At 47.9% G+C, this 25,866-nt stretch carries 15 protein-coding genes; 9 read left to right on the top strand and 6 right to left on the bottom strand.

The window, feature by feature from the left end; genetic code table 11:
* On the top strand, positions 1-1,251 hold the full coding sequence (locus tag LG211_RS16965; RefSeq protein ID WP_269478052.1) for an adenosylhomocysteinase: 1,251 nt from the start codon (positions 1-3) through the stop codon (positions 1,249-1,251).
* A 317-nt stretch (positions 1,252-1,568) separates the two neighbouring features.
* Here LG211_RS16965 and LG211_RS16960 read toward each other — a convergent pair whose 3' ends face one another.
* Positions 1,569-2,048, bottom strand: coding sequence for a pyridoxamine 5'-phosphate oxidase family protein (locus LG211_RS16960; RefSeq protein WP_227755499.1), 480 nt, complete (start codon positions 2,046-2,048; stop codon positions 1,569-1,571).
* Positions 2,049-2,172: 124 nt separating this feature from the next.
* Here LG211_RS16960 and pdxR point away from each other — a divergent pair, with 124 nt between their 5' ends.
* From pdxR to LG211_RS16925, 7 genes are all read left to right on the top strand, one after another.
* Positions 2,173-3,558 carry a MocR-like pyridoxine biosynthesis transcription factor PdxR gene (gene pdxR, locus LG211_RS16955; RefSeq protein WP_253020876.1) on the top strand — a complete coding sequence of 462 codons (1,386 nt, stop codon included), beginning with the start codon at positions 2,173-2,175 and terminating at the stop codon, positions 3,556-3,558.
* Positions 3,559-3,650: 92 nt separating this feature from the next.
* Positions 3,651-3,920, top strand: a complete 270-nt coding sequence (locus LG211_RS16950) for a TIGR04076 family protein (protein WP_148397462.1) — start codon at positions 3,651-3,653, stop codon at positions 3,918-3,920.
* A gap of 29 nt (positions 3,921-3,949) precedes the next feature.
* Entirely contained in the window at positions 3,950-4,735 is a 786-nt protein-coding gene (locus tag LG211_RS16945) for a hypothetical protein (protein WP_269478051.1), read from the top strand.
* Between the two features lie 314 nt (positions 4,736-5,049).
* The gene (locus LG211_RS16940; protein ID WP_269478050.1) at positions 5,050-7,659 is read left to right on the top strand and encodes an InlB B-repeat-containing protein; all 2,610 of its coding nucleotides are present in this window, start codon (positions 5,050-5,052) and stop codon (positions 7,657-7,659) included.
* Between the two features lie 182 nt (positions 7,660-7,841).
* Positions 7,842-8,726, top strand: a complete 885-nt coding sequence (locus LG211_RS16935; RefSeq protein WP_148397459.1) for a DUF5688 family protein — start codon at positions 7,842-7,844, stop codon at positions 8,724-8,726.
* Between the two features lie 594 nt (positions 8,727-9,320).
* A complete protein-coding gene (locus tag LG211_RS16930; RefSeq protein ID WP_148397458.1) occupies positions 9,321-11,918 on the top strand; it encodes an EAL domain-containing protein in 2,598 nt (865 codons plus the stop codon).
* On the top strand, positions 11,915-15,511 hold the full coding sequence (locus LG211_RS16925) for a response regulator (RefSeq protein WP_269478049.1): 3,597 nt from the start codon (positions 11,915-11,917) through the stop codon (positions 15,509-15,511). Before LG211_RS16930 ends, LG211_RS16925 begins: the two co-directional genes overlap by 4 nt.
* A gap of 80 nt (positions 15,512-15,591) precedes the next feature.
* Here the strand turns inward: LG211_RS16925 and gltX are convergent, their stop codons facing one another.
* From gltX to LG211_RS16900, 5 genes are all read right to left on the bottom strand, one after another.
* Positions 15,592-17,238: a glutamate--tRNA ligase gene (gene gltX / locus LG211_RS16920; protein WP_269478048.1), complete on the bottom strand. Its 1,647-nt coding sequence runs from the start codon at positions 17,236-17,238 to the stop codon at positions 15,592-15,594.
* Between the two features lie 61 nt (positions 17,239-17,299).
* Positions 17,300-20,029 carry an EAL domain-containing protein gene (locus LG211_RS16915; protein ID WP_227755491.1) on the bottom strand — a complete coding sequence of 910 codons (2,730 nt, stop codon included), beginning with the start codon at positions 20,027-20,029 and terminating at the stop codon, positions 17,300-17,302.
* Positions 20,026-21,591: a sensor domain-containing diguanylate cyclase gene (locus LG211_RS16910; RefSeq protein WP_148397454.1), complete on the bottom strand. Its 1,566-nt coding sequence runs from the start codon at positions 21,589-21,591 to the stop codon at positions 20,026-20,028. The genes LG211_RS16915 and LG211_RS16910 overlap by 4 nt, the downstream gene beginning before the upstream one ends.
* Before the next feature lie 321 nt (positions 21,592-21,912).
* Entirely contained in the window at positions 21,913-22,857 is a 945-nt protein-coding gene (locus LG211_RS16905) for a magnesium transporter CorA family protein (RefSeq protein WP_148397453.1), read from the bottom strand.
* 74 nt (positions 22,858-22,931) lie between these two features.
* Positions 22,932-23,825, bottom strand: coding sequence for an aldo/keto reductase (locus LG211_RS16900; RefSeq protein ID WP_269478047.1), 894 nt, complete (start codon positions 23,823-23,825; stop codon positions 22,932-22,934).
* Positions 23,826-24,015: 190 nt separating this feature from the next.
* Between LG211_RS16900 and LG211_RS16895 the strand changes: the two genes are divergently transcribed.
* Entirely contained in the window at positions 24,016-25,863 is a 1,848-nt protein-coding gene (locus LG211_RS16895; protein WP_269478046.1) for a helix-turn-helix domain-containing protein, read from the top strand.
* Positions 25,864-25,866 lie beyond the last annotated feature (3 nt).

The raw sequence follows: 25,866 nt of genomic DNA, 5'->3' as shown, positions 1-25,866 counted from the left end.
ATGGAAAACAATCAGATAAGAGATATCACCCTGGCTCCATCGGGTCATCAGAAAATCGAGTGGGTGAGAAACAATATGCCGCTGCTGTCCGGGCTGGAGGAAGAATTTCGTAAAACAAAGCCCTTTGACGGCGTAAAAATCAGCTTGTCGGTCCACTTGGAAGCCAAGACCGCTTATTTATGTCTGGTACTTGCCGCCGGCGGCGCCCAGATGTCCATAACCGGCAGCAATTCGCTGTCCACCCAGGATGATGTGGCCGCGGCTCTGGTGGATTCAGGCCTGAAGGTCTACGCATATCACGGAGCCACGGACCAGGAATACGAGCGGCATATCGAAATGTGCCTGGAGCAGAAACCCAATATTATCATCGATGACGGCGGGGATCTGGTGGGGCTGCTCCACAACAAGCGGCCGGATCTGGCAAAAGAGGTCTGGGGAGGCTGCGAAGAAACGACGACCGGCGTCATTCGTCTGCAGGCCATGGAAAGAGAAGGTATTCTCAAGTTCCCCATGGTTGCTGTCAACGACGCCCAGTGCAAGCACCTTTTTGACAACCGCTACGGCACAGGCCAGTCTGTATGGGACAGCATTATGCGCAATACCAACCTGATTGTTGCCAGCAAAACGGTGGTCGTCGTAGGCTATGGCTGGTGCAGCAGGGGAATCGCCATGCGGGCTTCGGCGCTGGGGGCAAAGGTGATCATCACCGAGATCGATCCGGTCAAAGCCATTGAAGCCAGAATGGATGGATTCGACGTGATGAAGATGGATCAGGCGGCTCCGCTGGGGGATCTTTTTGTGACCGCCACCGGATGCAAGCATACGATCACGGTGGACCATATGAGGAAGATGAAGGATCGGGCGATCCTGGCCAACGCCGGACATTTTAACGTGGAGATCGACATGGAGGGCCTGGAGAAAGCCGCTTCTGACAAAGTGGAAACCCGCAAAAACATCATGGGCTACCGCATTGACAGCGGGAAGTGGATTAACGTCATCGCAGAAGGAAAGCTGGTCAACATCGCCGCCGCGGACGGACATCCGGCGGAAATCATGGATCTGAGCTTTGCGGTGCAGGCGCTTTCCGCCATGTACATCAAAGAAAATCACTCCAATCTGGAAAAGAAAGTGATCGATGTGTCGGCTGAGATCGACGATAAAATTGCCAGAAGAAAGCTGGAATGCTGGGGGATCGAAATCGATGCCCTGACTTCGGAGCAGGAGCAGTATCTCAACAGCTGGCAGGTTTGATAGACAATTGAAAAAGGCAGCGGACTGGTGGCGGTACGCTGCCTTTTTTGTGCGGTGCGCTTGGTGGGCGCAGCTGTTTCTTAGTGGAAGAGCAGTTGAGGGAAAATATAAGGAAAAATTTTTGAAATTTACGCAATTTCCAACGGCTGTAGCCTTGTGAATCGACCTTGTAGCCGAAAACCCTGCCTGTTCACCAAATCAGGCCCCGTAAACCCACAACTTTGCGAAAAAAATGCATAGTTTCACAGAAGTTTTCCGGGGGCTACGGCTGCGCCGGTTAGAAGAATGATTAAGTCGAATCGGCTTTTCGGCGCTGCTTACCACTTATCAGAACGGAAAGCCTTGCCCTTTATATCCTTAATGTTCAATTTAAGTACAGCTGTTTTTCCCAGGGCTCCCTTGATAAACTTCATGCCGCCTTCGTGGAAGTCCGGGGAGAAGCGATCGATGAACGTTTCCATGACCATGCGTCTTTCGCTGTCGTCTTCAACAAATTCCATGTCGCCGCAGGCCACGATGCTCTCGTAGCGGGTGGTGAATAATTCCGGTGCAACTTCAGAACGCACAATTACGGAAAAGCAGACTTTTTTATCAGCGTTGAGCGCATCGATTTTATACCCGTACTTGGCGCTGTGCATATAGATGGCATCCTTTGTATACACAAAATTCATTGGTATGCAGTATGGGTAGCCGTCATCGCCGTTTACCGCCAGAGTTCCTTCTTTACAGCTCAGCAGCATTTCCTTTACCGTCTCATCCGCGATCTGTCTTTCTTTCTTGTACATTTCTCTACTCATGGTTTCTATCCTTTCTATTACAGTGATCTCGATACCGAATGTCATGCATTTATTATAAAACAAATTGCACTAGGAGAAAGGGCCAATTATAATAAACTTATAGGTTACAATTTTGGAGGTAATCATGATTATTCTGGACAGAGCAAGTAAAATACCTTTGTACACGCAAATTTATCAGCATATTCGGGAAGAAATCATTTCCGGAGAATTGGAAGAAGGCCACCGGCTTTCAGCCATCAGAACCCAGGCGGAAAATCTCGGGGTGAGCCGCAACACAGTGGAGCTGGCATATCTCCAGCTCTGCTCAGAAGGTTATCTGAAAAACAAAAGGGGGAGCGGTTATTACGTCAAGCACGTGGACGCTTCCCTGATCGATAAAGAAGCCGTGACAAAGAGAATGCAGGAATACCATAGAGCGAGGAGCGCCGGGCGCAGCTATCGCTATGACATGAGATACGGCAACTGCCACATGGACGAGTTTCCTTTGGGAAAATGGAGAAAAGCGATGGACCAGGCCCTGTGCGAGTGTGGAAACAAGCTGGCCGCTTATGGGGATTCCTGCGGTGACCTGGAACTGAGAACTTATTTGGCCGACTATTTGGAACGGGCCCGGGGCGTAACCTGCGGTCCCCAGCAGATCATCATCGGCGGTGGAACCCAGCAGCTGCTCAGCATACTGGTTCAGCTGGTGAAGCCAAAAAGGTGCGCCATTGAGGAACCGGGATATGATGGCGTGCGAGCGGTCCTGGAAAACCACCAGGTAGAGCCTGTTCCAGTTCAGGTGGGAAGGAACGGCATTGACTTGGAACTGCTAAAAGAAGAAAGGATTGACGCGGTATACGTGACGCCGTCTCATCAATTTCCCCTGGGCGCAGTGATGCCTATACAGACCAGAATGGAGCTGATCCAAATGGCCCAGAAAGGCGGATTTTATATAATTGAAGACGATTACGACAGCATTTTCCGCTATAGTGCCAGATCCATCCCCTCCATGCAAGGTCTGGACCCTTGCGGCAAGGTGATCTATCTGGGCAGCACATCAAAGGCCATGGCCCCTTCCCTGCGCCTGGCTTACATGGTACTGCCTGCGGAGCTGAAAAACCGATATGACATGTGGTTTTCCCAATACCACAACACCGTTTCCGCCACCGTGCAGGACGCCCTTCGGATTTTCATGGCCGAAGGCAGCTGGGAGCGGCATGTACGAAAAATATGCCTCGCCAATAAGCGAAAACACGATATCCTGGTGTCAGAGCTAGAAAAGGGCCTGGGGCCAGATTTTCGCCTGCTGGGAAAAGGCGCGGGCCTCCATCTGATTGTCGAGTCACGGCGGCTCACTGGTGAGGAAATGATGGTGCGCATTGAGCGGCAGGGCGTCAAAGTCTATTCGATGGACAAATATTTTGCCCTGGGCTGCAAGCGGAACCTGATTATGGCCGGGTTCGGCGGCATCAGACAGGAGGACATCCGGGACGCAGCAGAGCGGATCCTCCGGGCCTTGAAAAATTGACCCCAGAAAATACATAAAAATTGACACTTTTAAACAGGCCAAAGATGAGATAAAGTGGTAGAAGCAAAAGTCCCGAAAGAGAGGTGAGTCAATTGGCGGGAAGACCGAAGATAAAAATTACGATGGTGGATAAAAAAGAAAAGGGCCCATGTCATTACGGGCATGGGATCGGAGATTCCTTTGACTTTGATCAGGACCGGGATAAAATGTGCCCAATGATGCTCCACACGGCGTTTCCGTATATCGACATTTTACGATACGGCGGGACCGTTCCCGGCGAGGAAAACGAGGACGAATGCCTGTTTTGCTGCCCGGATGCAAGAGTTATCAACGTTTTTAAAATAGAAAGAATCAAGGAATAGAGGGCGATGCGGCCCGGAGAGGAGCGATTATGAGCGCGAAATTTGGAATGGATATAAAAGAAAAGATATTGGAGGCTGTGAAAACAGCTATGAAGGAGTTTCAGGAAAGAGAGGATATTAAGACCAAATTCGGGGAACCTCTCGTAGGCTATGCGGACACGAGAAATCCCATTTTCGATATGTACTTTTCAAGAAACATCTGCGACCATCCAAAGAAGATTTACCGGCCCGGGAACACGGCTGTCGTTCATTTTGTCCCCTATGCGCCGGAAATCACCGAAAGCAACCGTGGAGGGAAGGAGCCTTCCCAAGCGTGGCTGACTGCTTTCAACGATTCCATGTGGCTGTCCATGCGTTTGAACGGGGTTATCCGTGAAGTACTGGATGGAGTGGGCAGACTGTCCTCATGCACCAATACGCCTACGGATTGGGACGAAGATCTATGCAGAGAAGAGTGGTCTCACAAGCTGGTGGCTTATGCCGCCGGAATGGGAGAATTCGGGCCTGCCGGGTCATTCCAAACGGAAAACGGGTTTGCCGGCCGATTTGGTTCGATTATAACGGACGGGTGCTACGCGGAAGAATTCAAAGTTCTGGATTCGGATCAGCTGGAGGCGACCTATCAGGAAATTCAGCGCCAATATTGCTACCAGGAAGCACAAGGCGTATCCTGCAGCCAGGAGATGATTCAGGCCTGCCCGGCCGGGGCAATCACTGAAAAGGGGATTGATCGGAAGCTCTGCCAGGCTCACTGCAAGACCATCGATGAATACATTCCTTCACCGGAGGTCTGTGGAAAATGTTTCTTTTATTAAACTGATAAAAATGCCGGCATGCAGTCTGCTTGTGTCTGTGGGCCGGCTTTTTAGTTGCCTTGTTCTGGTAAAAACTCCCTTAATCTTGTTAAAAAGCTGCCAATATGGTATACTATTTTCCCCATCAAGTACGGCGTTGCCGCAAGGAAGAAAATAGTAAATCTTGCTGCGACATGGCTTGCAAGGTATAGTTACATGCAGCAATTAGTATGTGTAACTAATGGAAAACATACAAAACATCCTGTAGATAAAAGCGCGATGGCGAGCGAAAAGCAGAGTCATAGGTTTCATGCAGAGTTTTGGAGGAGAGAGAAATGAAGAGAACCACGGCAGTAAAAAGAACCCTGGCATGGGTAATGGCCCTGATTTTGGCCTTATCGATGAATTCCGCTGTATTCGCAGAAACGGTAGCCAAGCCTGCAGCGAAAGTGGCGGATGGGCCGATTGAGGTATGGAACGCATATGTGACAGGCAACCACAAAGAAGAAAATAAGTTGGGAACTTATAATTCTTTGAAAGAGGCGCTGGCTGCGGCCAAAGATAATAGTGAAAGTACAAAACTCGTCTATGTGCGTGAAAATTATACGCTGACAGAAGATATTGTAATCCCTGAAAATGTTTTGCTGGATGTGTACGGCAGGGCTGAGGGCGAGGGCTATCAAGGTGCAACGCTGACCGTTCCTGCGGGGAGGACATTGACTGTAGCGGAGAACAGTAAACGTTTAGGTATCCATGACAAATGTGTGCTGGATGTGCAGAGCGGTGGAAAAGTACTGGTTGAAGGGACATCTTCATCAGCAGGATATGTTTATATTGCCCCTGAAAGTGCAAAGTACGGAAAAGGTATTCTGCGAGGAACGCTTTCCACTCCTGCAGGAAAAGACGTGTTTCGGAAAAGCGGGTACTATTGGGCAGAAAAAAAGGAAGTAGCAGTTGCACGGATTACGACAGCAGATGGAAGTACCGTCTACTGCAATAGTAGCAGCTATATAGCGCCGGCAAGTGGTGAAACACTGACTCTTTTAAAGGATGTGGAAGCTACCCAGACTATATCCAGCGACAATGTGGTCATTGATTTGAACAGGTGTACATGGACTGGAAAGGGAACAAGCTCCGCAATCACATTCTCCCGTAAAACAAGCGATGGTCTGATTAAGGCAGTAATCAAGAACGGTACGGTGAAAGCCGGAACCAGTACCAAGAATTTAATTCGGGTAAACGGCGCCGATGTCACCATAGCCAGCGATGCAGTAATTGACGGCGGCGCTAAATTTGGGATCGTAGCAGAGAAAAATGCTGTAATCAAGGTGGAAGGTACTGTTAAAAGCACGGAAACCTTCGCCATTTCCGGCAATGGCACCGACAATAACCTTGACAACAAAACAGAGATTACAATTAAAGAGCCGGCAGTGGTTTCATCGGAGAAGGCTGCGGCCATTTATCAGCCCCACTTCGGCGTCCTCAAGATCGAAGGCGGCCAAATCACCGGAAAGACAGGTGTGGAGATTCGAAGCGGCACACTGAACATGAACGGCGGCAAGGTAACGGGCAGCGATGCCTTTCAATATCAGAACAATGACAATGGCATTACCACACAGGGCGCAGGAATTGCAGTGGTTCAGCATGTAACAAAATTACCCATTCATGTAACCATCTCCGGCGGAACCATCGAAGGCAGCAAGGCGCTTTATGAGTACAATCCCAATTTGCAGGAAAATTTCAAGGATGTGAAGCTGAGTATAACCGGCGGCACCTTCAATAAGACTGGCACGGCCGCAGATGCCGCGTCGGTATACAGCGAAAATTATGAGGATTTTATAACCGGCGGAACTTATAATACGATACTGGATACAAAGTATTATGACGAAGCAAAGTACATGCAGTATAAGCTGGATGATAAGAACCTTCCGGGAACCGTGGTTCCATACACGTTTGAACCAGAAGTTACCATAAATAAACCCGACGTGTCACAAGGCGATCCGGCAAGCGTTTCACAGAGTACGGCAGACGCCGCTGCTAAGGATGCCAAGGAAGCAGTAAAAGCCATTCTGGAAGGAAAAACACCCCAGGGAATCTCGGAAGAGGACGCAGCTAAGATTCGGGAGCTGCTGAAAGATATAACCTCCAAAGATGAGGTGCGTGTTACCATCACCATTTATGCGAACAAACTGGATGACAATAATGTGACAGCTAATGAAAAGGACCTGATTCACTCTCTTGCATCCGGTGATGAAAAGGCAGCGGCTTACCTGGATTTTTCGGTAGTGATGAAAGTCGTTCGAAAAGCAGAAAACGGTATAGAGACCACCGAGGACAACATTCAACTCACCAGCGTTCATACACCGCTGGAGTTTGCAATCCAAGTTGATCCCTCGCTGATTAAGGATCAGAGCGTCCGTATCGTGCGCATACACAATGGAGTTCCGGAGATCCTTCCTACCGATCAGATCAATCGGGAAACGGGCACTATTTGGATGTCTACCGATAAATTTTCAACCTATGCGCTGCTCACGTCAGAGACGGTGACCGTAAACTTTGACACTATGGGAGGCACGCCGGTCCAGCCCCAAACGGTCAGGTTCCATTCGGCCATTACCAGACCGGAAGACCCTGTGCGCAAAGGCTTCACCTTTGCTGGATGGTATACAGATAAAAATTATAGGTTAACTTATGATTTCAATACCCTTGTTGATTCACCGTTTACCTTGTATGCTAAATGGGTAAAGGACGAAGAGGCGGCAGCCGGCAGCAATGGAAATCAGAACGGCCCACAGGCCGGATCTTCCAGTCAGGATGAAAAAAATACTCCAGCTCAGGCTGTAAAGACCGGAGATGATACCAGCCTGACAGGATGGTTCGTCACCATGCTGTTAGCTGCGATAGCAGCCAGTATCTTGTTCATCAGACGTCATAAGAAAAGTTAAAGAATGAATACTGACAGAGATCAAATTTTCCGAAAGGGAAAGGTGATCTCTTTTTTTGCAATAATTTTTAGCTTTGTTTGGCGAAAAGTTAGGTTGGTTTTAAATGTAAAATATTGACAAATTCGAAATTGAGTGCTATTCTGTTAATGTAAATTATTTCCATAAAGTAAAGGGGTTAAATTATGATGGATTATGAATTATTTAAAGAAGTTATTACAGAACGCATTAAGGATTTCTTGCCTCCCGGATTTATGAATAATCGGGTAGAGATTCGTACCGTTTGCAAGATTAACCAGAAAAAGGATACTTTGATCGTAAGACCGGAGCGCACAGCGGACATCGCTGCCATGCCGAATATTTATATGGACGAGATGTATGAGCTATTCCAAGAGTGTCAGGACTTGGATCGGGTTCTCTGCAAGATGGCAGCGCTGATTATCCACTATACGGCCCGCTTTTCTACTGAAGAACTGGATTTGGATTTGAGTAAGCGAAAGGATTTTATTGTTATGAATCTAATCAATACCCGCAGAAATCAGGAGCTGCTTAAGACGGTCCCTCACAGAGAAGTGATGGACTTATCCGTCATTTACCGTATCATTATGGGCAAAGAGGAACAGGGGATGGCAACGGTAATGATCAACAACAGCATTATGCAAGAAATGGGATTGAGCCGGGAAGAACTAGATCAAGCTGCTTACGAGAATACAGCACGACTGTTCCCAGTGGAAATTTTCAAGCTGTCAGATATGCTCTATGTGATGACTAATGAATCCAAACTACATGGCGCTACAACAATGATGTACCGAGAGGCTGTCCAGATGCTGGCTGAGAAGATCGGCGGAGACTTTTATCTAATCCCCAGCTCGATCCACGAAATTATGGCCGTTCCCAAAGAAAAAGGAAATCTGCAAAAACTGGTGAGCCTGCTGGAGGAAGGCAACCGGGTCTGTACCCAGGATTTCGAAATCCTATCCAACTCAATTTACCAGTACGACCAAAAACAGGGGACCTTTCAGCTGGCAGCCTCCTATTCACCACAAGAAGAAAGAACAGATCTGCCGTAAGAAAATTTTGAAGGATAAGTAACATTTTCGGGTCCTGAGCCATAGTCTATATTGAAGTTAAAAATTAGAAAAGTAGGTGAATTAAATGGGTAACAACTGTGGACTTCTCAACGGAGAAGGTATCGATACTAGCTTATTATTTTTCTTCTTACTGTTAGTGATTATCTTCTGTAATTGCTATAACTAGTATAGTGCATAACAGGAAAAAGGCCGCATCCTTCGGGGTGCGGCCTTTTCTTTTTTGTTGTGTGCTGTATAGGTATCTGCCTGAAGCCTGATGGGCCGTATTCAAAGAGCCCCCGATTAAAAGCAGAAAAATACCAATACTCATAGGGATTTGTCTCCTATTTTGTTTGTGGTTTGGAAGAAAATAGGATATACTGTAATTGCCTTGCAATCCTGAGGTCTAATTCGTGTCGACAAAGCTCTCTAATTAGCGAAGATGAGAGGAAAAAATCAATACGCAAGGAGTCAAAACAACCACCTGCCGCAAGGTCGGAGTTCGGTTGCGCGGCCGGCCCTCGTAAGGTATAATATAACCGTATATGCTTAAAAACAAGAGTTAAAGAGCTTTCAGGCGAGAGGTAGAACACAATGATGCCGCAAAAACAAATTCTGATTGTAGAAGATAATGACATTAACAGAACCATGCTATGCCAAATTCTGGATGATAAGTATGTGGTCTTAGAAGCCGCCAACGGAGAAGAGGCACTAGCGATTTTACAGGAACATGCTGAAGAGATAGCCCTGATTCTGCTGGACATCATTATGCCGGTGATGGATGGATATACCTTCCTTACCATAGCAAAGGCTGATCCTTCGCTTTCTGCAATTCCCGTGATCGTAACCACCCAGAGCGACAGCGAATCTGATGAAGTTTCGGCTCTGGCCCACGGCGCTTCCGACTATGTGCCTAAGCCATATAATCCGCAGGTTATTTTGCATCGAGTCGCCAGTATCATACATTTGAGGGAGACCGCCGCAATGATCAACCAATTTCAATATGATCAGCTGACTGGCCTCAACAGTAAAGAATTCTTTTACCAGAGGGTTAATGAAAGCCTTTTAAAGCATCCGGACCAGGAATATGATATTGTCTGTTCCGATATTGAAAACTTCAAACTGATCAACGATATTTTCGGCGTTCCCACCGGCGATCTGCTTCTCTGCAGAGTAGCGGACATGTATACCAATCTTGTAGGAGAAGACGGTATTTGCGGGCGCTTTAACGCAGATCAGTTTGTGTGCCTTATGGAACGACGCAGCGATTATACGGATGATCTGTTCGTACGCAACGAAGAACAGCTTAACGTATTGTCTAATACAAAGAGCGTCGTGCTCAAATGGGGTATTTATGCCATTAAAGATCGGTCAATTTCTGTGGAGCAGATGTGCGATCGAGCGTTTCTTGCGGCTCACAGCATCAAAGGGCAGTATGGGAAGCATTTTGCCGTCTATGACGAAAACTTGAGAAACCAGCTGCTTCGCGAGCAGGCGATCACCGATAGTATGGAAGCAGCTCTTGCCGAAGAACAATTTTTGGTCTATCTTCAGCCCAAATATACGGCTGAAGGTGGGTGTCTGGCCGGAGCCGAAGCGCTAGTACGCTGGAATCATCCTCAATGGGGGTTTTTATCGCCGGCCGAATTTATACCACTATTTGAAAAGAACGGATTTATCACAAAGCTGGATCAGTTTGTTTGGGAAAGGTCCTGCGCAATTCTGAAGAGGTGGATCGATCAGGGCTATCCACAGGTTCCGGTGTCTGTAAATGTGTCCAGGGCCGATATTTATCAGGCGGATCTTTGTGATATTCTAGTCGGGTTTATTGAAAAGTACCAGCTTTCTCCGTCGCTTCTGCACCTGGAAATTACGGAAAGCGCTTATACGGAGAATCAGGAACAGATCATCGACACAGTTAATAATTTGCGCCAGCGGGGATTTATTATTGAAATGGATGACTTTGGAACTGGATATTCCTCCTTGAATATGCTCAATGAGATGCCTCTGGATGTTTTAAAGCTCGATATGAAATTTATTCGCAACGAGACCGCAAAACCTGCTGATGAAGGGGTGCTGCGGTTTATTATGGGCCTTGCCCGCTGGATGGACCTTAAAGTTGTGGCAGAGGGAGTGGAAACCAAAGAACAGTTGGAGCGCCTCAATGAATTGGGCTGTGATTATGTGCAAGGCTATTACCTCGCAAAGCCTATGCCCGCCATCGAATTCGAAAATCTGCTGAAGAGCGGGCAGCTGGCTGTTATGAGCAGGGATGGGGGCAGGAATCACAAGGATGAAACCCATTCCCAGATACTTCTTGTGATCGATGAACAGAAGGAATATCGGGACCAAGTCCGCAGAACGTTTGAGGATAAATATCAGGTTTTGGAAGCTGGAGAGGCCGATTCGGCGATTTCTGCCATCATGAGCAATCAAGATAGGCTGACGGTTGTGATTCTGAGCCTGACGCTGGGAGGGGAAAGCGGATTTACGCTTTTGAAAATGCTGCAAAAGGAAAAGGCGCTTTGGGACATTTCTGTGATTGTCACCGCTCCGCCGGATGAACAAATGGAGGAGCAGGCCTTGCAGATGGGAGCCGACGATTTTGCCTTCAAGCCCCATACGCTAAAAAGCCTGCGCAGACGGGTTACTCGCGCCAGCGGTGCTGCTTCATTCCGCAGGCAGCAGCAAATACTTCAAGAAGATGCATATCGGGATTACTTGACCCAGCTTCTAAACCGTCGAGGTTTGGATACTGCTGCGGAGTCGTTGAAAAAAGAGGACCTGCCATTTGCTGTTTTTCTCTTTGACTTGGATAATTTAAAAGAGATCAACGATACTTTTGGACATGCGGAAGGCGATCGAATGCTGAAGGAATTCAGCAATGTTCTGCGTATGCATACGAGAGAAACGGATCTCCTATCTCGTTTTGGAGGAGATGAATTTGTTGTTATTATGAAAAGGCTTGGTTCACAGAAAACAGCAATAAAAAAGGGTGAAGAAATATGCCGGGCCCTACAAAAAAATTATTTTAAGGAGCAATCTCCCACAGCCTGTTCTGGGGGAGTGGCGATCTGTGATTGTATGGGCCAATCAATTACAGAATGGATTAACCGTGCTGATGAAGCTTTATACAATGCCAAGGGAAAAAATAAGGGAGGATGCTGCCTATGGAAGGGGCCTCAAAAATGAAACATAACAATACGGCGATAGAAACGATAAACAGGTTCTGCAGCGAATGGTTTGAGCAGCGAGATGCTGTAGGCGCAGTGTCCTTTTTGACAGAAGATATAAACTTTGTCGGAACCAGCAGCAATGAGCATGCTCAGGGAAAATCTTCCATGACAGAATACATCCGCCAGGATATCCTCGAGATGAAAGAACCTTTTTCCTGCGAACTGGCAAATATCGTTGAACAGCGTCTGGGAGAAGGCATTTGCAATTTATCTATGGAGATGACCCTTAAGAACTCTATGTATTCTTGGAAACTGCACATCTTTTCTTCCTTGCTGCAGGACGGACAAGGGGACTGGAAGATTTGCAGCTTTTATGCTGCCGAGCCGGGGAGCAGCCAAAAGGGAGGCGAACATTATCCACAAACCCTGGTAATGGAGACGATCGCACGGCAGCGGCAAGCCTTGCTCAATGATTCGGTGCCGGGAGGCATGATGGGCGGATACATAGAAGAGGGGTTCCCCTTTTATTACATCAACCAAAAGATGCTGGATTATTTGGGGTATGAAAGTCAAGAAGACTTTGTCACTGATATCGGCGGAATGATTTCTAACTGTATACATCCCCATGACCGCAAACGGGTCGATGAGGCTGTGGCTGAACAGCTAAAGCATGGAACGGAATATGTGGTTGAATACCGTATGAAAAAGAAGGACGGCTCCTATATCTGGGTCCACGATCTGGGAAGATCTACGATAGCAGAGGATGGAAGAGCCGCCATTTCTTCTGTTTGTATTGATATCAATGCACAGAAACAGGCGCAGGAAGAAGTCATGCATCTTTATAACAACATTCCCGGCGCTGTGTTCAGATGCCGGTATGACAAAGAACTATCCATTATTGATGCAAATGACGGGCTGTTCGAGTTTTTAGGTTATTCACGCGAAGAGTTTGCGGATATGGGTAATCAAATGTCTCGGGTCATTCATCCCAATGACTTTAAAATGTTGGAAAAAAACCTAAGAGAGCAGCTTAAAAACGGCAGCAGTATTCAGGTGGAGAATCGCTTGTGCTGCAAAGATAGCGCTGTAAAGTGGGTTTCGGTGAAAGCGCAGATGTTTGTGGAGGAAGACGGCGAACCATACTTCTATTGTGTTTTTGTGGATATCACGGAGGAAAAACAGCTGCAGCAGAGGGTTCGAGAACTCTATGAGCAAGAACTGGCCTATTTTGCCTCCTTGGCATCCGATGACGGTAGTATTCAGGGAACGGTTAATGTCACGCAGGATAGGGTGGAGTCCTATCTATCTACATCGGATGTGGCTGTAGCCAAAATCGGCGATTCCTATGAGGATATCGTAAGAAGTCTATCCCATTCAGCAGTGGATGAGACGTACGGGCTAAAGATGGCCGGTACGCTGGCGAAAGAGAGCGTGCTGGCGGACTATGCAGCCGGCAAGGTGGATTATCAATTCGATTATCTGCGAAGGCGAAACGATGATAGTATTTTCTGGGGCAGTACAAGGCTCCGTACCTGCCTCAATCCGGAGAGCGGAGATATCATCATGTTCTTCTATACCCTGGATATTACGGAGCAAAAGCTGCAAGAACAGCTGTTGACACGCATTGCCGACCTTGATTACGATAATATCATGGAAATTGATATTGCACAGGATACATACCGTGTTATTTCCCTGCCTGGCAGTGAGGCGTGCAGAATCCCTTCGCAGGGAAAGTTCCAAAAAGAAATTCGCATCGCTGCAGATAAATTGATGGATCGTCCATCGAGAGAAATCTATTTGGACAACCTGGAGTATCGATATATGGAAGAACAGCTTGAACAGCAGGATTCTTACAGCTTTGTTACTGAATTTCTCGATGAAAATGAAAAGCATCCCCGTATAAAGCGATTTCAGATTTTCTATATCAGCAAAGAGCTGAAACGTGTTTGTGCAGCTAGGACGGACTTGACCGATATTGTACAGCAGGAACAGCGTCAGAAGGAAGAATTGGCTTCAGCACTGGTGGCTGCAGAACAAGCCAATGCGGCTAAAACGGATTTTCTGTCCCGTATGAGTCATGAAATTCGTACGCCGATGAATGCGATTATTGGAATGAGCACCATAGCAGCCCAGGCAATTGGTAATGACGACCGGGTGGCTGAATGTATTTCCAAAATCGGTATTTCTTCCAGGTTCTTGCTATCATTAATCAACGATATACTGGATATGAGCCGCATTGAGAGCGGTAAGATGCTGTTGAAAAATGAGGAAATCCCAACAGAAGAATTCCTTGGAGGCATCAATTCCATCTGCTATTCTCAGGCAGCATCCAAAGGCGTAGAATATGAATGTATTATCGATCCGGTTCTGGATGATTATTATATTGGCGATGCTATGAAGCTGCAGCAGGTTATCATTAATATCCTGAGTAATGCCATTAAGTTTACAAGAGATGGGGGAAAAGTGTCATTGTCCGTTTCACAGCGGAAGCGAACAAAAAACGATGCCGTTCTTCGTTTTATTGTTAATGATACGGGCGTTGGCATGAGTGAAGAATTTCTGCCTCACCTTTTTGAACCCTTTTCTCAAGAATCAACAGGTACGACGGCCGTATACGGCGGCACCGGATTGGGACTTGCAATCAGCAAAAACATCGTCGATATGATGGATGGAAATATTGCTGTTCGCTCCATCAAAGGCATTGGAACCGAGTTTACAGTTGACGTCAAGCTGGGGCTGAAGGAAGATGAAAAGCTGCACAACCATCAGAAAAAGCAAAATTATAATTTCTCTCACTTAAAAACACTTGTAGTAGATGATGATGTGGCAGTATGCGAAAGCGCTGTGGTTACGCTACATGAAATGGGCGTTAAGGCTGAGTGGGTGGATAGCGGTCGCAAGGCCATCGACCGGGTCAAGGAGCTGTGGAGCTCTGGAAAATATTACGATATGATCTTGATCGATTGGAAGATGCCTGAAATGGACGGGATTGAAACTGCAAGGCGTATTCGTCAGATCGTAGGTCCGGAGGTGACGATCATTATCATAACGGCATATGATTGGGGATCGATCGAGCATGAAGCAAAATTAGCAGGTGTCAATTTGCTTATGAGTAAGCCGATGTTCAAATCATCGCTGGTTTCTGCTTTTTCCAAAGCAATGGGAGAGAAAGAGGAACGGGAGCAGAAAAAAGAGGATTTTGATTACGATTTTTCCGGAAAGCGTATCTTGCTGGCTGAAGACAATGCCATTAATACGGAAGTAGCGGTTATGCTGCTGGAAAGCAAAGGATTTCAGGTAGAAGCCGCGGAGAATGGTCTGCGGGCTATGGAGATGTTCAGCAAATCGGAGCCTGGATATTACAGCGCGATCCTGATGGATATCCGCATGCCATTGATGGACGGGCTGTCAGCAACAGTCAATATTCGGCACCTCAGCAATTCGGATGCAGAGAGTGTTCCTATTATCGCCATGACCGCCAATGCCTTTGATGACGATATTGAAAAGAGCAAGGCGGCCGGCATGAACGCACATCTTGCAAAACCGATTGATCCGCAGAGACTTTATCAAACCTTGTATACCTTTATTTTTGAACAAGAGGAAGACTAAGCGGTTGAAAAATAGATTAATATAAAAGCCTGGTGCCTACTATTTATAAGCAGGGCGCCAGGCTTTTTAATATCATCTTCTTAGAGCTGGGCCTTTAATCTGGCCTTAGTGCGTTCTTCACCCAGAATCTGCTGGATCTCCCAAACATCGGGGGATTGGCTCCGTCCCATGACCGCGATTCGGATCACCGTGCTCACATCGCCGACATGACCTTTGTACTGATCGGGATTTTTCTTGTAATCCTTCGGGCGGGCGGCATAATTCAGTTCTTCCCCAATCGCCCGAATTTTATCGAACCACTGGCTTTGGTCGTCGCTGTGATCGTAAGTTTCCAGATAGCGGGACAAAATTTCCTTGACATCGTCTGACGCATTTTCCGGATAAGCGTCTTCGATTTCAAAATAGTCATCGAAGAAATAACGGATAAATTGAAAAATCTGTTTGCCGTAGACCAAATCTTTTCTCGGCTTCTTACCGCTTCTTCCTAAATCAAGAATCTTTTCAATATAGTCCTCATGGCCTTCCAGTAGAGGCAGAATCTCAGGCTTGAATTCTCCGGCCCACTGTTTTAAAAATGCGCACAGCTGGTCAGCCGGAATTTTGACGAGAACATCTTTGGAAACATCGTTGAGCTTGTCCAGATCAAAGAGGGCTCCCGAATTGCTCATTTTTTCAACCTGGAATGGGAATTCTCCGGCATCGGCGTCCGGGTTTTTCTGGCGCCATTCTTCATAGTTGGAGTTGAGAACCGTCAGCAAGTATTCCCTTACGGCCTGGGGCATATATCCCTCCTGCCGGTAATAGTCCAGGGAAAGTTCCGGATCTTTTCGTTTGGAAAGTTTGCGCTTATTGCCGTTGTCCAGCTTCATCAGCTGAGCGGTGTGGCAGAAAATCGGCATCTCAAATCCCAGTTTTTCAAATAGCTCCACATGAATGGGCAGGGAGGAAATCCACTCTTCTCCCCGGACCACGTGGGTCGTACGCATGAGATGATCGTCCACTACGTGGGCGAAATGGTAAGTGGGAATCCCGGTCGCTTTCAGAATCACCACATCCTGATAGTTTTCCGGCATGGAGAGTATGCCGCGTATTCCATCCTCTATAGAAATGGTCCTGGCCTTCTGTGGATCCTGATGACCATCGGACTTTAGGCGTATTACATAGGGTTTTCCGGCGTTGATGTTTTGCTCGATTTCTTCCAAGATGAGGCCGCGGCAGGGCGCATATTCTCCGTAAATTCCCGGGTTTTCTTTGTTTTGCTCCTGATTCTGGCGAATAGCGGCAATTTCCTCTTCTGTGAGGAAGCAAGGATAGGCCTGTCCCTTTTTTACCAGCGCCTTTACATAGCACTGATAGATTTCACCCCGCTGACTCTGGTAATAGGGGCCGTAATCGCCGTTGGATCCGTCGATGGCAGCTCCCTCGTCAAAATCGATGCCAAAGAAGTCCAGCGATGTGATGATCGTTTCAACAGCGCCATCCACATAACGTTTATCGTCCGTATCTTCAATACGCAGGTAAAAGATGCCGCCGCTCTGGCGGGCTAGCCGCTCATCGACAAAGGCGCCGTACAAATTGCCCAGATGGATAAATCCTGTGGGGCTGGGGCCCAGTCTGGTGACCTTGGCTCCGGCCGGCAGCTGACGAGGCGGATAGATGGTTTCATAATCTTCCGGTGTTTTGGTTATATGCGGAAATAGGAGTTCCGCCAGTTTATCATAATTCATGTGTTGCATCCTTTCTCTTTCAAGCTTTGCCCCATTATTATACCCCGCAGGGCGGTCATAATCAAGTGGGTGTCAGCTGGGGATCAGAATGGGGATTCTTCTCTTTCAAAAAGCGAGTGAGTTCCTCTTCCGGCATAGGACGGGCGTAATAAAAGCCTTGAATAAACTGGATGTCCAGGGCCGCAATCAGGCTTTGCTCCTGCTGGGATTCAATACCCTCTGCGACGACTGTCAGCGAGTTGATTTTCGCCATTTCCACAATGGCGCGCAGCAACGCGTGCTGCTTGGGATTGGTGGGAATTTGCCGCGTCAGGGAGCGATCGATTTTGATTACATCTACCGGTAGATTGGAAAGGTAATTCAGGCTGCTGAATCCTATACCAAAATCATCCAGAGCAATTCGAATCCCGGCTTCCCTCAGCTTGTCCAAAATAGCCGAAGCCTGCTCGATGGATTGAATGAGAATACTTTCTGTAATTTCCAAAGTGATCCGTTTGTGGTCAGCGCCGGCCGTTTCAATCATAGTCAGTAAATGATTGGAGCTGTTGCCCATCAGGAGCTGCTGAACTGAAAGATTGATGCCCATATGCTCAAGGCCCAGTTTGCTTCCATGGGATGCGATGAACTTACAGGCTTTTTTGAGTACATAGTCCCCCAGCACTTCCACCATGCCACTCCGTTCTGCCAATGATACCACCTGTCCGGCAGAGAAATACGTTCCGTTTCCAGCGGGCAAGCGTACCAGCGCCTCTACTGCATTGTAGGTTCCGCTCACAAGATGAGCCATCGGCTGGTACCAGACTTCAAGGGTTTCCTGTTCAATCGAAGATTTCAGGTGATGGATAATGCCGGCTTCCGTTCGGATCATCTCGTCCAGCCTGTCGTTGTAGATTACATATTGCCGGTCCGAGGTTTTCGCAAAACGCAGGGCCGACTGTATGCAGTCCAGGAGCGCTTCCGGATTGGAACCATGGTCCGGATAACGGCAGATCACCATCCGTATTTTCAAAGCAAAGGAGGAGCTGTTGGCATGGACCGGCTCTGCCATTGATTTTTGCAGCTTTTCCGCAAAAGATGCCTCGCTTTCCTCTGACAGAGAAATGCCTAAAAATACATCGCCGTTAATGCGATAAAGATATGTACCGAAAAACCGCGACAAACGACGCAGGGTTTCGTGAAGAATTTTATCGCCAATATCAGCGCTGAAGAGATCGTTGTATTGGCTGAAGGAACAAATATCCACGCAAAAGAGACTGAACTTTCGTTTATTGTCGTAGGTAATCAGCACCTTGGAGTCCTTCAGATACTTGATCCGGTTTCCCACATGGAAGACCGGATCGAAGTAGGCCATCTGTTCAACTTGCTTGCGGTATTGATTGAAGGTCTTGGATAATTCCATCATTTCCAGATCCGTATATTCTTCAAAGGTGACATCCGTATCTCCCTCAATCAGCCGCCGGCATTTTTCAGTAAGCATGCGTACCGGAGATTCCTCTGCTCGGGAGTTATAATAGCTGTCGATAACGGAGGCGATCATATCTTCCGCGCGGCTGCCCTGCTGGCAATAGACGTACTGGCAGCGGGCAGGAAGAAAATTCTTGCAGTTGTTCAGACGGATGTTAAGAAGCAGTTCCAGGGAAAGGCCGTTTGCAAATTCTTCCCGCTGCTTTTCATTCATCTTTTCACGGATACCTACCGCAAAATTTTCGGCACCCAGGCGTCCGGCAATAAAAGGGCTTTTAATGAACTCGGTCAGACGTCCGGGAATGCTTTTGAGAAAAGCGGATTCCTGTTCAGGCCCGATCATCTGTGAAATTTGGCAATAGCCGTCAAAAACAAAGTAAAACAGCGTTACCGGTCCGTCAGCAAGCCACAGATCCAGTGCGGAAGCAAAGTTCTCTTGGTTGTATAGTCCCGTTTGTCTGTCGATAATGTCCAGCTGGCGGATACGTCTTCTTTGAAGAAATAGTTTATATAGGAGCAATCCCAGGGCCATGACCAATATGGCGGCAAAAAAGCAAATGATGTAAATACCGACTACAAAGGAAGCGGGGAGCCATCCGTCTTGCGGCTGAATACTCAGAGTCCACTGGGGCGGAAGATTGATATTGACTTTTGCGGCATGGGAAAAATCAAGGCTATCTCCGGATACGGCAACGATCTCTTTGTCTCCGTTTTCAGGGTCAACATGCCATACTTCATAGTCATATCCCTGCTGGGAGAGACCATCGAGCCCCAGATTTTTTAAAACAAAGCTGCTGTCGAGGGCAACTGCGACTTCGCCCAGGTAAGCATTGTTTTTTACGATTGGCTGCAGGAAAAGAAAAACTTCCTCTTCCGAGCCGTTGGAACGGATTGCTATCGGGCCTTCTACAACCGTGTCTTTGATCACTTTTGCCATTGTATAAACATAGGAAAAATCCTTTAAATCCTTTCCGACCCGGCTACCGTACTCTGCTTTGGGCAGTGCGCTGACTACGGTATCGCCTTCCACCAGGCAGGCATACCGCACACCTTCCTTTTTCATAACAGGAGCTGCGGCTTGCTCAAACCAGTCGGCATCCGGATTTTTAGCCGCAAGGGCCAGCCTGGCCAGAGGCTCGGCTTCATTGAGCTTGTTTTGGAGCTGAAACATAACATTCTGACTGTAAAGCTGAAGGCTTTGTTTTGCTTTTGTTTGATGAGCGCTGCTGAATGCCTGCTCAATTTGTTTTGCACAGATTCCCGCCGCGATCAGAAGCAGCAGGGCGAAACCGCAGATTAACAAACGCTGCAGGATTTGCTTGTTCATAGAGCTTCTCCGTTCTTGTGAATTTTATAATAGCCTTTTCCATTTTGTTTTACGAAGTACAGGGCTTCATCCGCATCGGCGATCACCTGATCCAGATCGGAGTCCGGCCGACACAAAGCGACACCTACGCTGCACTGAACTGGAATGCGCTGTCCGGCGGATTTGACTTCTCCTTGAAGCCGCAGCACCAATTCATCCAATACACTGCACAGTTCATCTTCGCTTTCCAGGTTGATCAGGAGCAGTACAAACTCGTCGCCGCCATACCGCCCGACCGCTCCGTCATATCGCTTTTCATACTCCCGCAGGATGTAACCCACACTTTTGAGAGCTACATCCCCGCCTCCATGACCATGGGTATCGTTGATGTACTTTAGATTATCCATATCCACAAAGCATAAAGCGCTCACCAGATTTGGATCTGCATCTCGCAGCAGCGAGGAGGCCTGATTCAGAAATACGGAGCGCGTGACTACGCCAGTCAGACTATCCGACAGCCCGGTGCTGGTCAGGCGAATAATCTCGTTGAAATCCCGGTCTTCCGGATTTTTATCCTGATAAATCTTCCTTTCCAGATCCTCTACTGAATGGACCAGAGTGTCCACAATCGCCATCTCTTTTGCGATATAACGGCGAAGGATCACCATCAGGCCGCCGCAGAGAAATACAGTCAAAGCCGCAACGAACAACAGGGAGGGGAGCAGACCCGAGAAAACGCTCCAAAAGCTTACGGAGCAGAGTATATCCCAATTGGTGTTTTCCACGCGCTGGTAAGAGGAATAGAAGAGCATGCCTTTTTCAAAATTCCAATAACCTCCCGGCTGAGCAGCCAGCAGTTGTTCTTCCAGTTCATTTGCTGTGGTGCCAAGCAGTGTTGTCCCTTCCAGCTGGCTCATAATCGGATCACCGTAAGGCAGGCCCGCAGTGGAGGACATAATCTGCCCTTTGGAACCGAGCAGGGTGGCGTTGGAACGATTGATGCTTGCGGCTTCTTCTAAAATGCCTACCACATCGTCAAAGTAAATCGCACAGAAAAGGCACCCTGTAATGTTTGTTTCCTGACCCACAAGGGGAACTGCCACCGTATAATTCAAAGTTGCGCCGTCAGCACCTGCCAGGAAACTGTCCGTTACCTGCGGCTTTCCGGTGGAAAAAAGGCGCTGCATGTAATCCCGGCTGGCCAGGCTGGCCGGTTCGGAGCCGTCTGAGTAAACAATAATGTCCGAATCCACGTAGCAAATCATCATATAGCCAAAGGTAGGGGCCATTTTATCCAGTTTTTTGACTTTGTCGATAGGCGCGATTGAAGGGTCGTAAAATTCCGGTAAATCCGCCAGCGCTTCCAGGAGTGTAATGGCCTCATTTACGCGCAGAGAAACTTGTGAATGCGTGCTGGACAAGGAGGCGCGGGTTGTCGACTTCATCTGGCTGAAAGCCAGAACGGCTCCGCCCAGCAGAATGACGATTACAATCAACAAGCAGAAAACTGCACTATATCGCAGAATGGGATTGAAAGAAAGCCTCCAGTTGGCATCCTTCTTCTGCCTTTTTTTTCTTATCATCGATTGATCCTTTCTATCTGTAAAGCTTAACCCGCAGAATTTATGATAAATAGAGGAACGTTCTGCTCCGCCCGCTGTTTAATCCATCCAGCACGACGTTCTTCCTATATGCGATATGTCAGACTTTTTCCGCAGGGTAAAACCAACTTTTTCTTGGTACCTGTACTAGTTAATTGAGTACCCTCCAGTATAGCAGTTTTACCTTAAAAAGGCAATTAAAGTTGTGATGATTATGAAAACAGGCAAAGCCGATGCCCTGCCTGTTTTGGTGAGTTTATTAAACAATATTTCGTGGAATTTTCCTGTTTTTCTCTATGGCTTTTACAGCAATTTGCTCTTTTTCATAATTAAAATAACCAGGACGCAGATGACTGCAATGCCTGCGCAAATGAGGCCGAAGCCGTACTGCATGTGGGAAAGGGGCATCCACTTTTCATCCACGTTCATTCCGTAGAGACCGGAAACGATGGTCGGGATACCCATGATCAGAGTAACGGAAGTCAAAAGCTTCATGACCCGGTTCAATTTATCGTTGAGCACGGAGGCGATCAATTCTCTGGAGCCGTGAATGATATTAATGTAGATATCGGTCATTTCCGCCGCCTGCTTGATCTCGATCACCACATCGTCCAGCAGTTCTTTATCTTCCGAGTATTTTTTAATCCGCTCGTACCGCACCAGGCGGTCGATCACCAGCATATTGGATTTGAGGGATGCGGTAAAGTATACCAGGTTTGACTCTAATTCATGAAGGTCGATCAGATCAGTATCCTCTGCGATGTTGTTAATAGCACGAGTTTCGATCTCTTTTCTGGTTTTATCGATGTAACGCAGCAGCCGCTGGTATTCAACGGCAACCGAATACAAGACCTGATAGACAAAGCGCATCTGTTTTTTGGTGCTGAAGGAACGCATACTTTTTCGGTTGAAAATGGAAAAAATATCGCTTGCTTCGGAGCAGACAGTGACAATGGCTGTTTCTGTAAGAAAAATTCCAAGGGGAATGGTCGTGTAAGCGCTTCGGCCGTGGCGGGTTTCCTCGCTGGGAATGTCGATCACGATAAAGGTATAGCCGGATTCCTGCTCGACTCGGGAGGTCTCTTCATCGTCCAGAATGGCGATGATATCGTTGGTGTCAATCTGGTATTTTTCGGCGATCAACTTGATTTCATCCATGGTGGGGTCTGCCAGATCCACCCAAATTCCGTCTTCGAAGTCGTTCAGCCGGGACAGTACGCCGCCGTCGGTTTTAAAAAGTTTAAGCATGGTGTCCACCTCCCTTTTTTATCTTGCTACATTTTATACGATAAAAAGGGATCCGTCAATTTTGCGTGGGCGCATCAATATTTTTCCATGGGGATTTTCCTGGTGGGGGCGGGGAAGGAGGCTTCCAGCTGTTCCAGATCGGCGTCGGACAAGATGATCTGAGAAGCAGCGGCGTTTTCCTCAATATGAGAAGAAGCGACTGCCTTGGGAATGGCGGCCACATCGTCATGGCGGAGGACAAAGGCCAGCAGCAGCTGAACCACTGATATTCCCAGCCTGCCAGAAACCTCCAGCACATTTTTATCATCCATGAGCATGGCTTTGGAAACGCCGTCTTGGGTTGTCAGCGCGCCGGCCTGTCCCACCGGGCTGTAGGCCATAATAGGGATGCCTCTTTCCCGCTGCCACGGAAGGAGATCGTATTCGATACCCCGCGTTCCCAGATTGTAAAGAACCTGATTAACACAGCAGTTGCTGCCATCGGGAACTTTCCAAAGATCCTCCATATCGCTTATATCAAAATTGGAAACGCCCCAACGCCTGATCTTTCCCTGCCGGCGCAAATCCTCCATGCAATATGCCACCTCTGCCAAGTCCGCATCTTCCCGCCAGTGAAGGAGATAAAGATCCAGATAATCGGTTTCCATCAGCTTGAGGGAGCGCTGCAGGCTGGAGTAAATATGGGCGCGGCAGGCATTCTGGGGATAGACCTTGCTCACCAGATACAGCTGGTCGCGGCGCAAATCGCGGATGGCATTTCCGACGATGTTTTCCGCCTTGCCATCTGCGTACATTTCCGCGGTATCGATCAAATTCATGCCGATCCGGGCCCCGAATTGCAGACCGCATACCTCTCGATGGAATTTGGCGTCATCCTCACCCATCTGCCAGGTGCCCTGACCCAGCTTGGGCATGAATGAGCCGTCAGGAAGAGCGATGGTATTTGTTAAAACTGGTGTTGTTTTCATTACAATTCCTCCGATGTAAAGATTCTGTTCTTATTGTAAGATGGGGGACCGGATGTAGCAACTATTCGATTGCTATAAATATAGATTGGCTTGCTGAGAAAAAAGCGTCAAACCCGTGTGCCGCCAAGGAAAATGTAGTATAATAGGTGCATCTGGTCAGGGTTGCGTACAGCGTCAGGAGAAACAAGATATGCTTGCAGAAAAAATCGCTTATACAAATGATTTTCCCATCAATATTAAAATCGCCAACATCACCGAATATCCTCTCCACTTCCATCAGGACGTGGAGCTGGTCTACGTCCTGAAAGGCGAGATACAGCTCAAAAACGGCAGCTGCATATATAAAATGCCAGAAGGCAGCGTTTTTGCCAGCAACGGCCACGAAGTTCACAGCATGTATAAAACGAAACGGGATAATATCACGGCCATCATACAACTGAGCAATGCCTTTTTCTCCCAGCATTTTCCCAGGCTGCCCGAAAGCTGCTACCGGACGTTTGATCCCCAGCGTCCCCATCCCCGCCTGGACTATATGAGAAAAATACTTTTGATGATCCTGCTCAACTACCTGAAAAAAAGCCTCAATTACAAGCAGGAGTGCATCGACCTTGCCATAGAGCTGATCGACTGCCTTGACCGAAGCTTTAACCTTTTTACCTTCAACGGCAAAACGATTGTCAATGGCAGCAATGAGGACCCGGTCCAAGCATCAAGGATCAGCAGAATCATCCAATACATCTATGCGGAGCACGCCAGACGGATCACCCTGGAAGAGCTGGCGGATATGGAGCACTTGAGTACGTTTTACTTATCCCACCTGATAAAAGAAAACATCGGAATGAGCTTTCGCGATTTTCTGTGCTTTGCCCGGGTAGAATTATCAGAAATTCCACTATTGGATATGCGCAAAAAGATCCACACAGTGGCGCGGGACATCGGATTTTCTACCACCGCCTATTATGAAAAATTCTTTTTAAAGTGGTTCGGCAGAACGCCCGCGCAGCATCGGGAGCTATACGGAAATCGGATCAAATCGGCCATGTATCCCGAACGGATGGAGCCCATCAACGACAGCAGCAGTATTTCCTTAGTAAGGAGGGCGCTGTCCTATATTGATTCCCAGATTACCGGGCAAGAAAGGATCAACAACCTCAAGCTGGATATAATTGTCGATGCGGAAAAGCAGGAGATCAAAACTCTGCGGCCGTCGCTGCAGATCATCGTCAGCCCGGAGGACTACCGGGTGCTGGGAAGCCGCTTGTTCGCACTGCTGAACGATCTGGGCCGGCCTCTGATCCTGCTGGAAACAGACCAAAGCATAAGTGAGGCGAGGAATCTGCTGGAGAAACAGCTGCTCGCCAGAGGGTTTTCCATAACCATGCACATGCCATCGGGCCTGGAAGCGGCCAATGCTTACGGACTGGATACGACCGCCTGCGTGCCCCAGCTGCTTTATAAAGGGATCCTTGGAAGCGACCCTCTGTATGTGCGGCTGCGGGACCAGGGAACCGAACACGAGCTGCGGATTAAGGGCGGTGCGGGAATACTGACTTCCTGCGGAATCGCAAAACCATCCTATTATGGATATGCGGCACTGGCAAAGATGAAGGGCGCTTTGCTGACGTGGGGAAAACACTATGCAGTCGCCAGACTGGATGGAGAAAACCAGGCGTTCATGATAGCGGCCTACAATTACGATACCTCCACAAGCCTTTTGTGCAGCCGGCCGGCGACCCTTCATGAAGCGGAAGATATCGTCTATAAATTCAACAATGAGATTGACCTCAACGTGACGCTGAGCCACCTTCGCGGGCGTTTTGCCGTGACCAAGTATGAGCTGACCACTCAGAACAGCATTTTCGATTTGATGAACAAACTGGGTTTTCCGGAGGCTTTTTCTCCGGCGGTGGATCTGGGGTTTGCATCCTACTGCCAGCCGAAAGTGGATGTCTTTACGGAAACCGCGGAGGACAGCCTGATGGTCAATTTTTCACTGCGGGACGTGGGAGCGGAGTTCGCGGTTATTCAAAGAATATAAAGG

The organism is Hominibacterium faecale, from assembly GCF_020734085.1.
Classification (GTDB): domain Bacteria; phylum Bacillota; class Clostridia; order Peptostreptococcales; family Anaerovoracaceae; genus Hominibacterium; species Hominibacterium faecale.
Note: the sequence above shows the minus strand (reverse complement) of the source record. Positions and strands in the feature narration are given on the sequence as shown.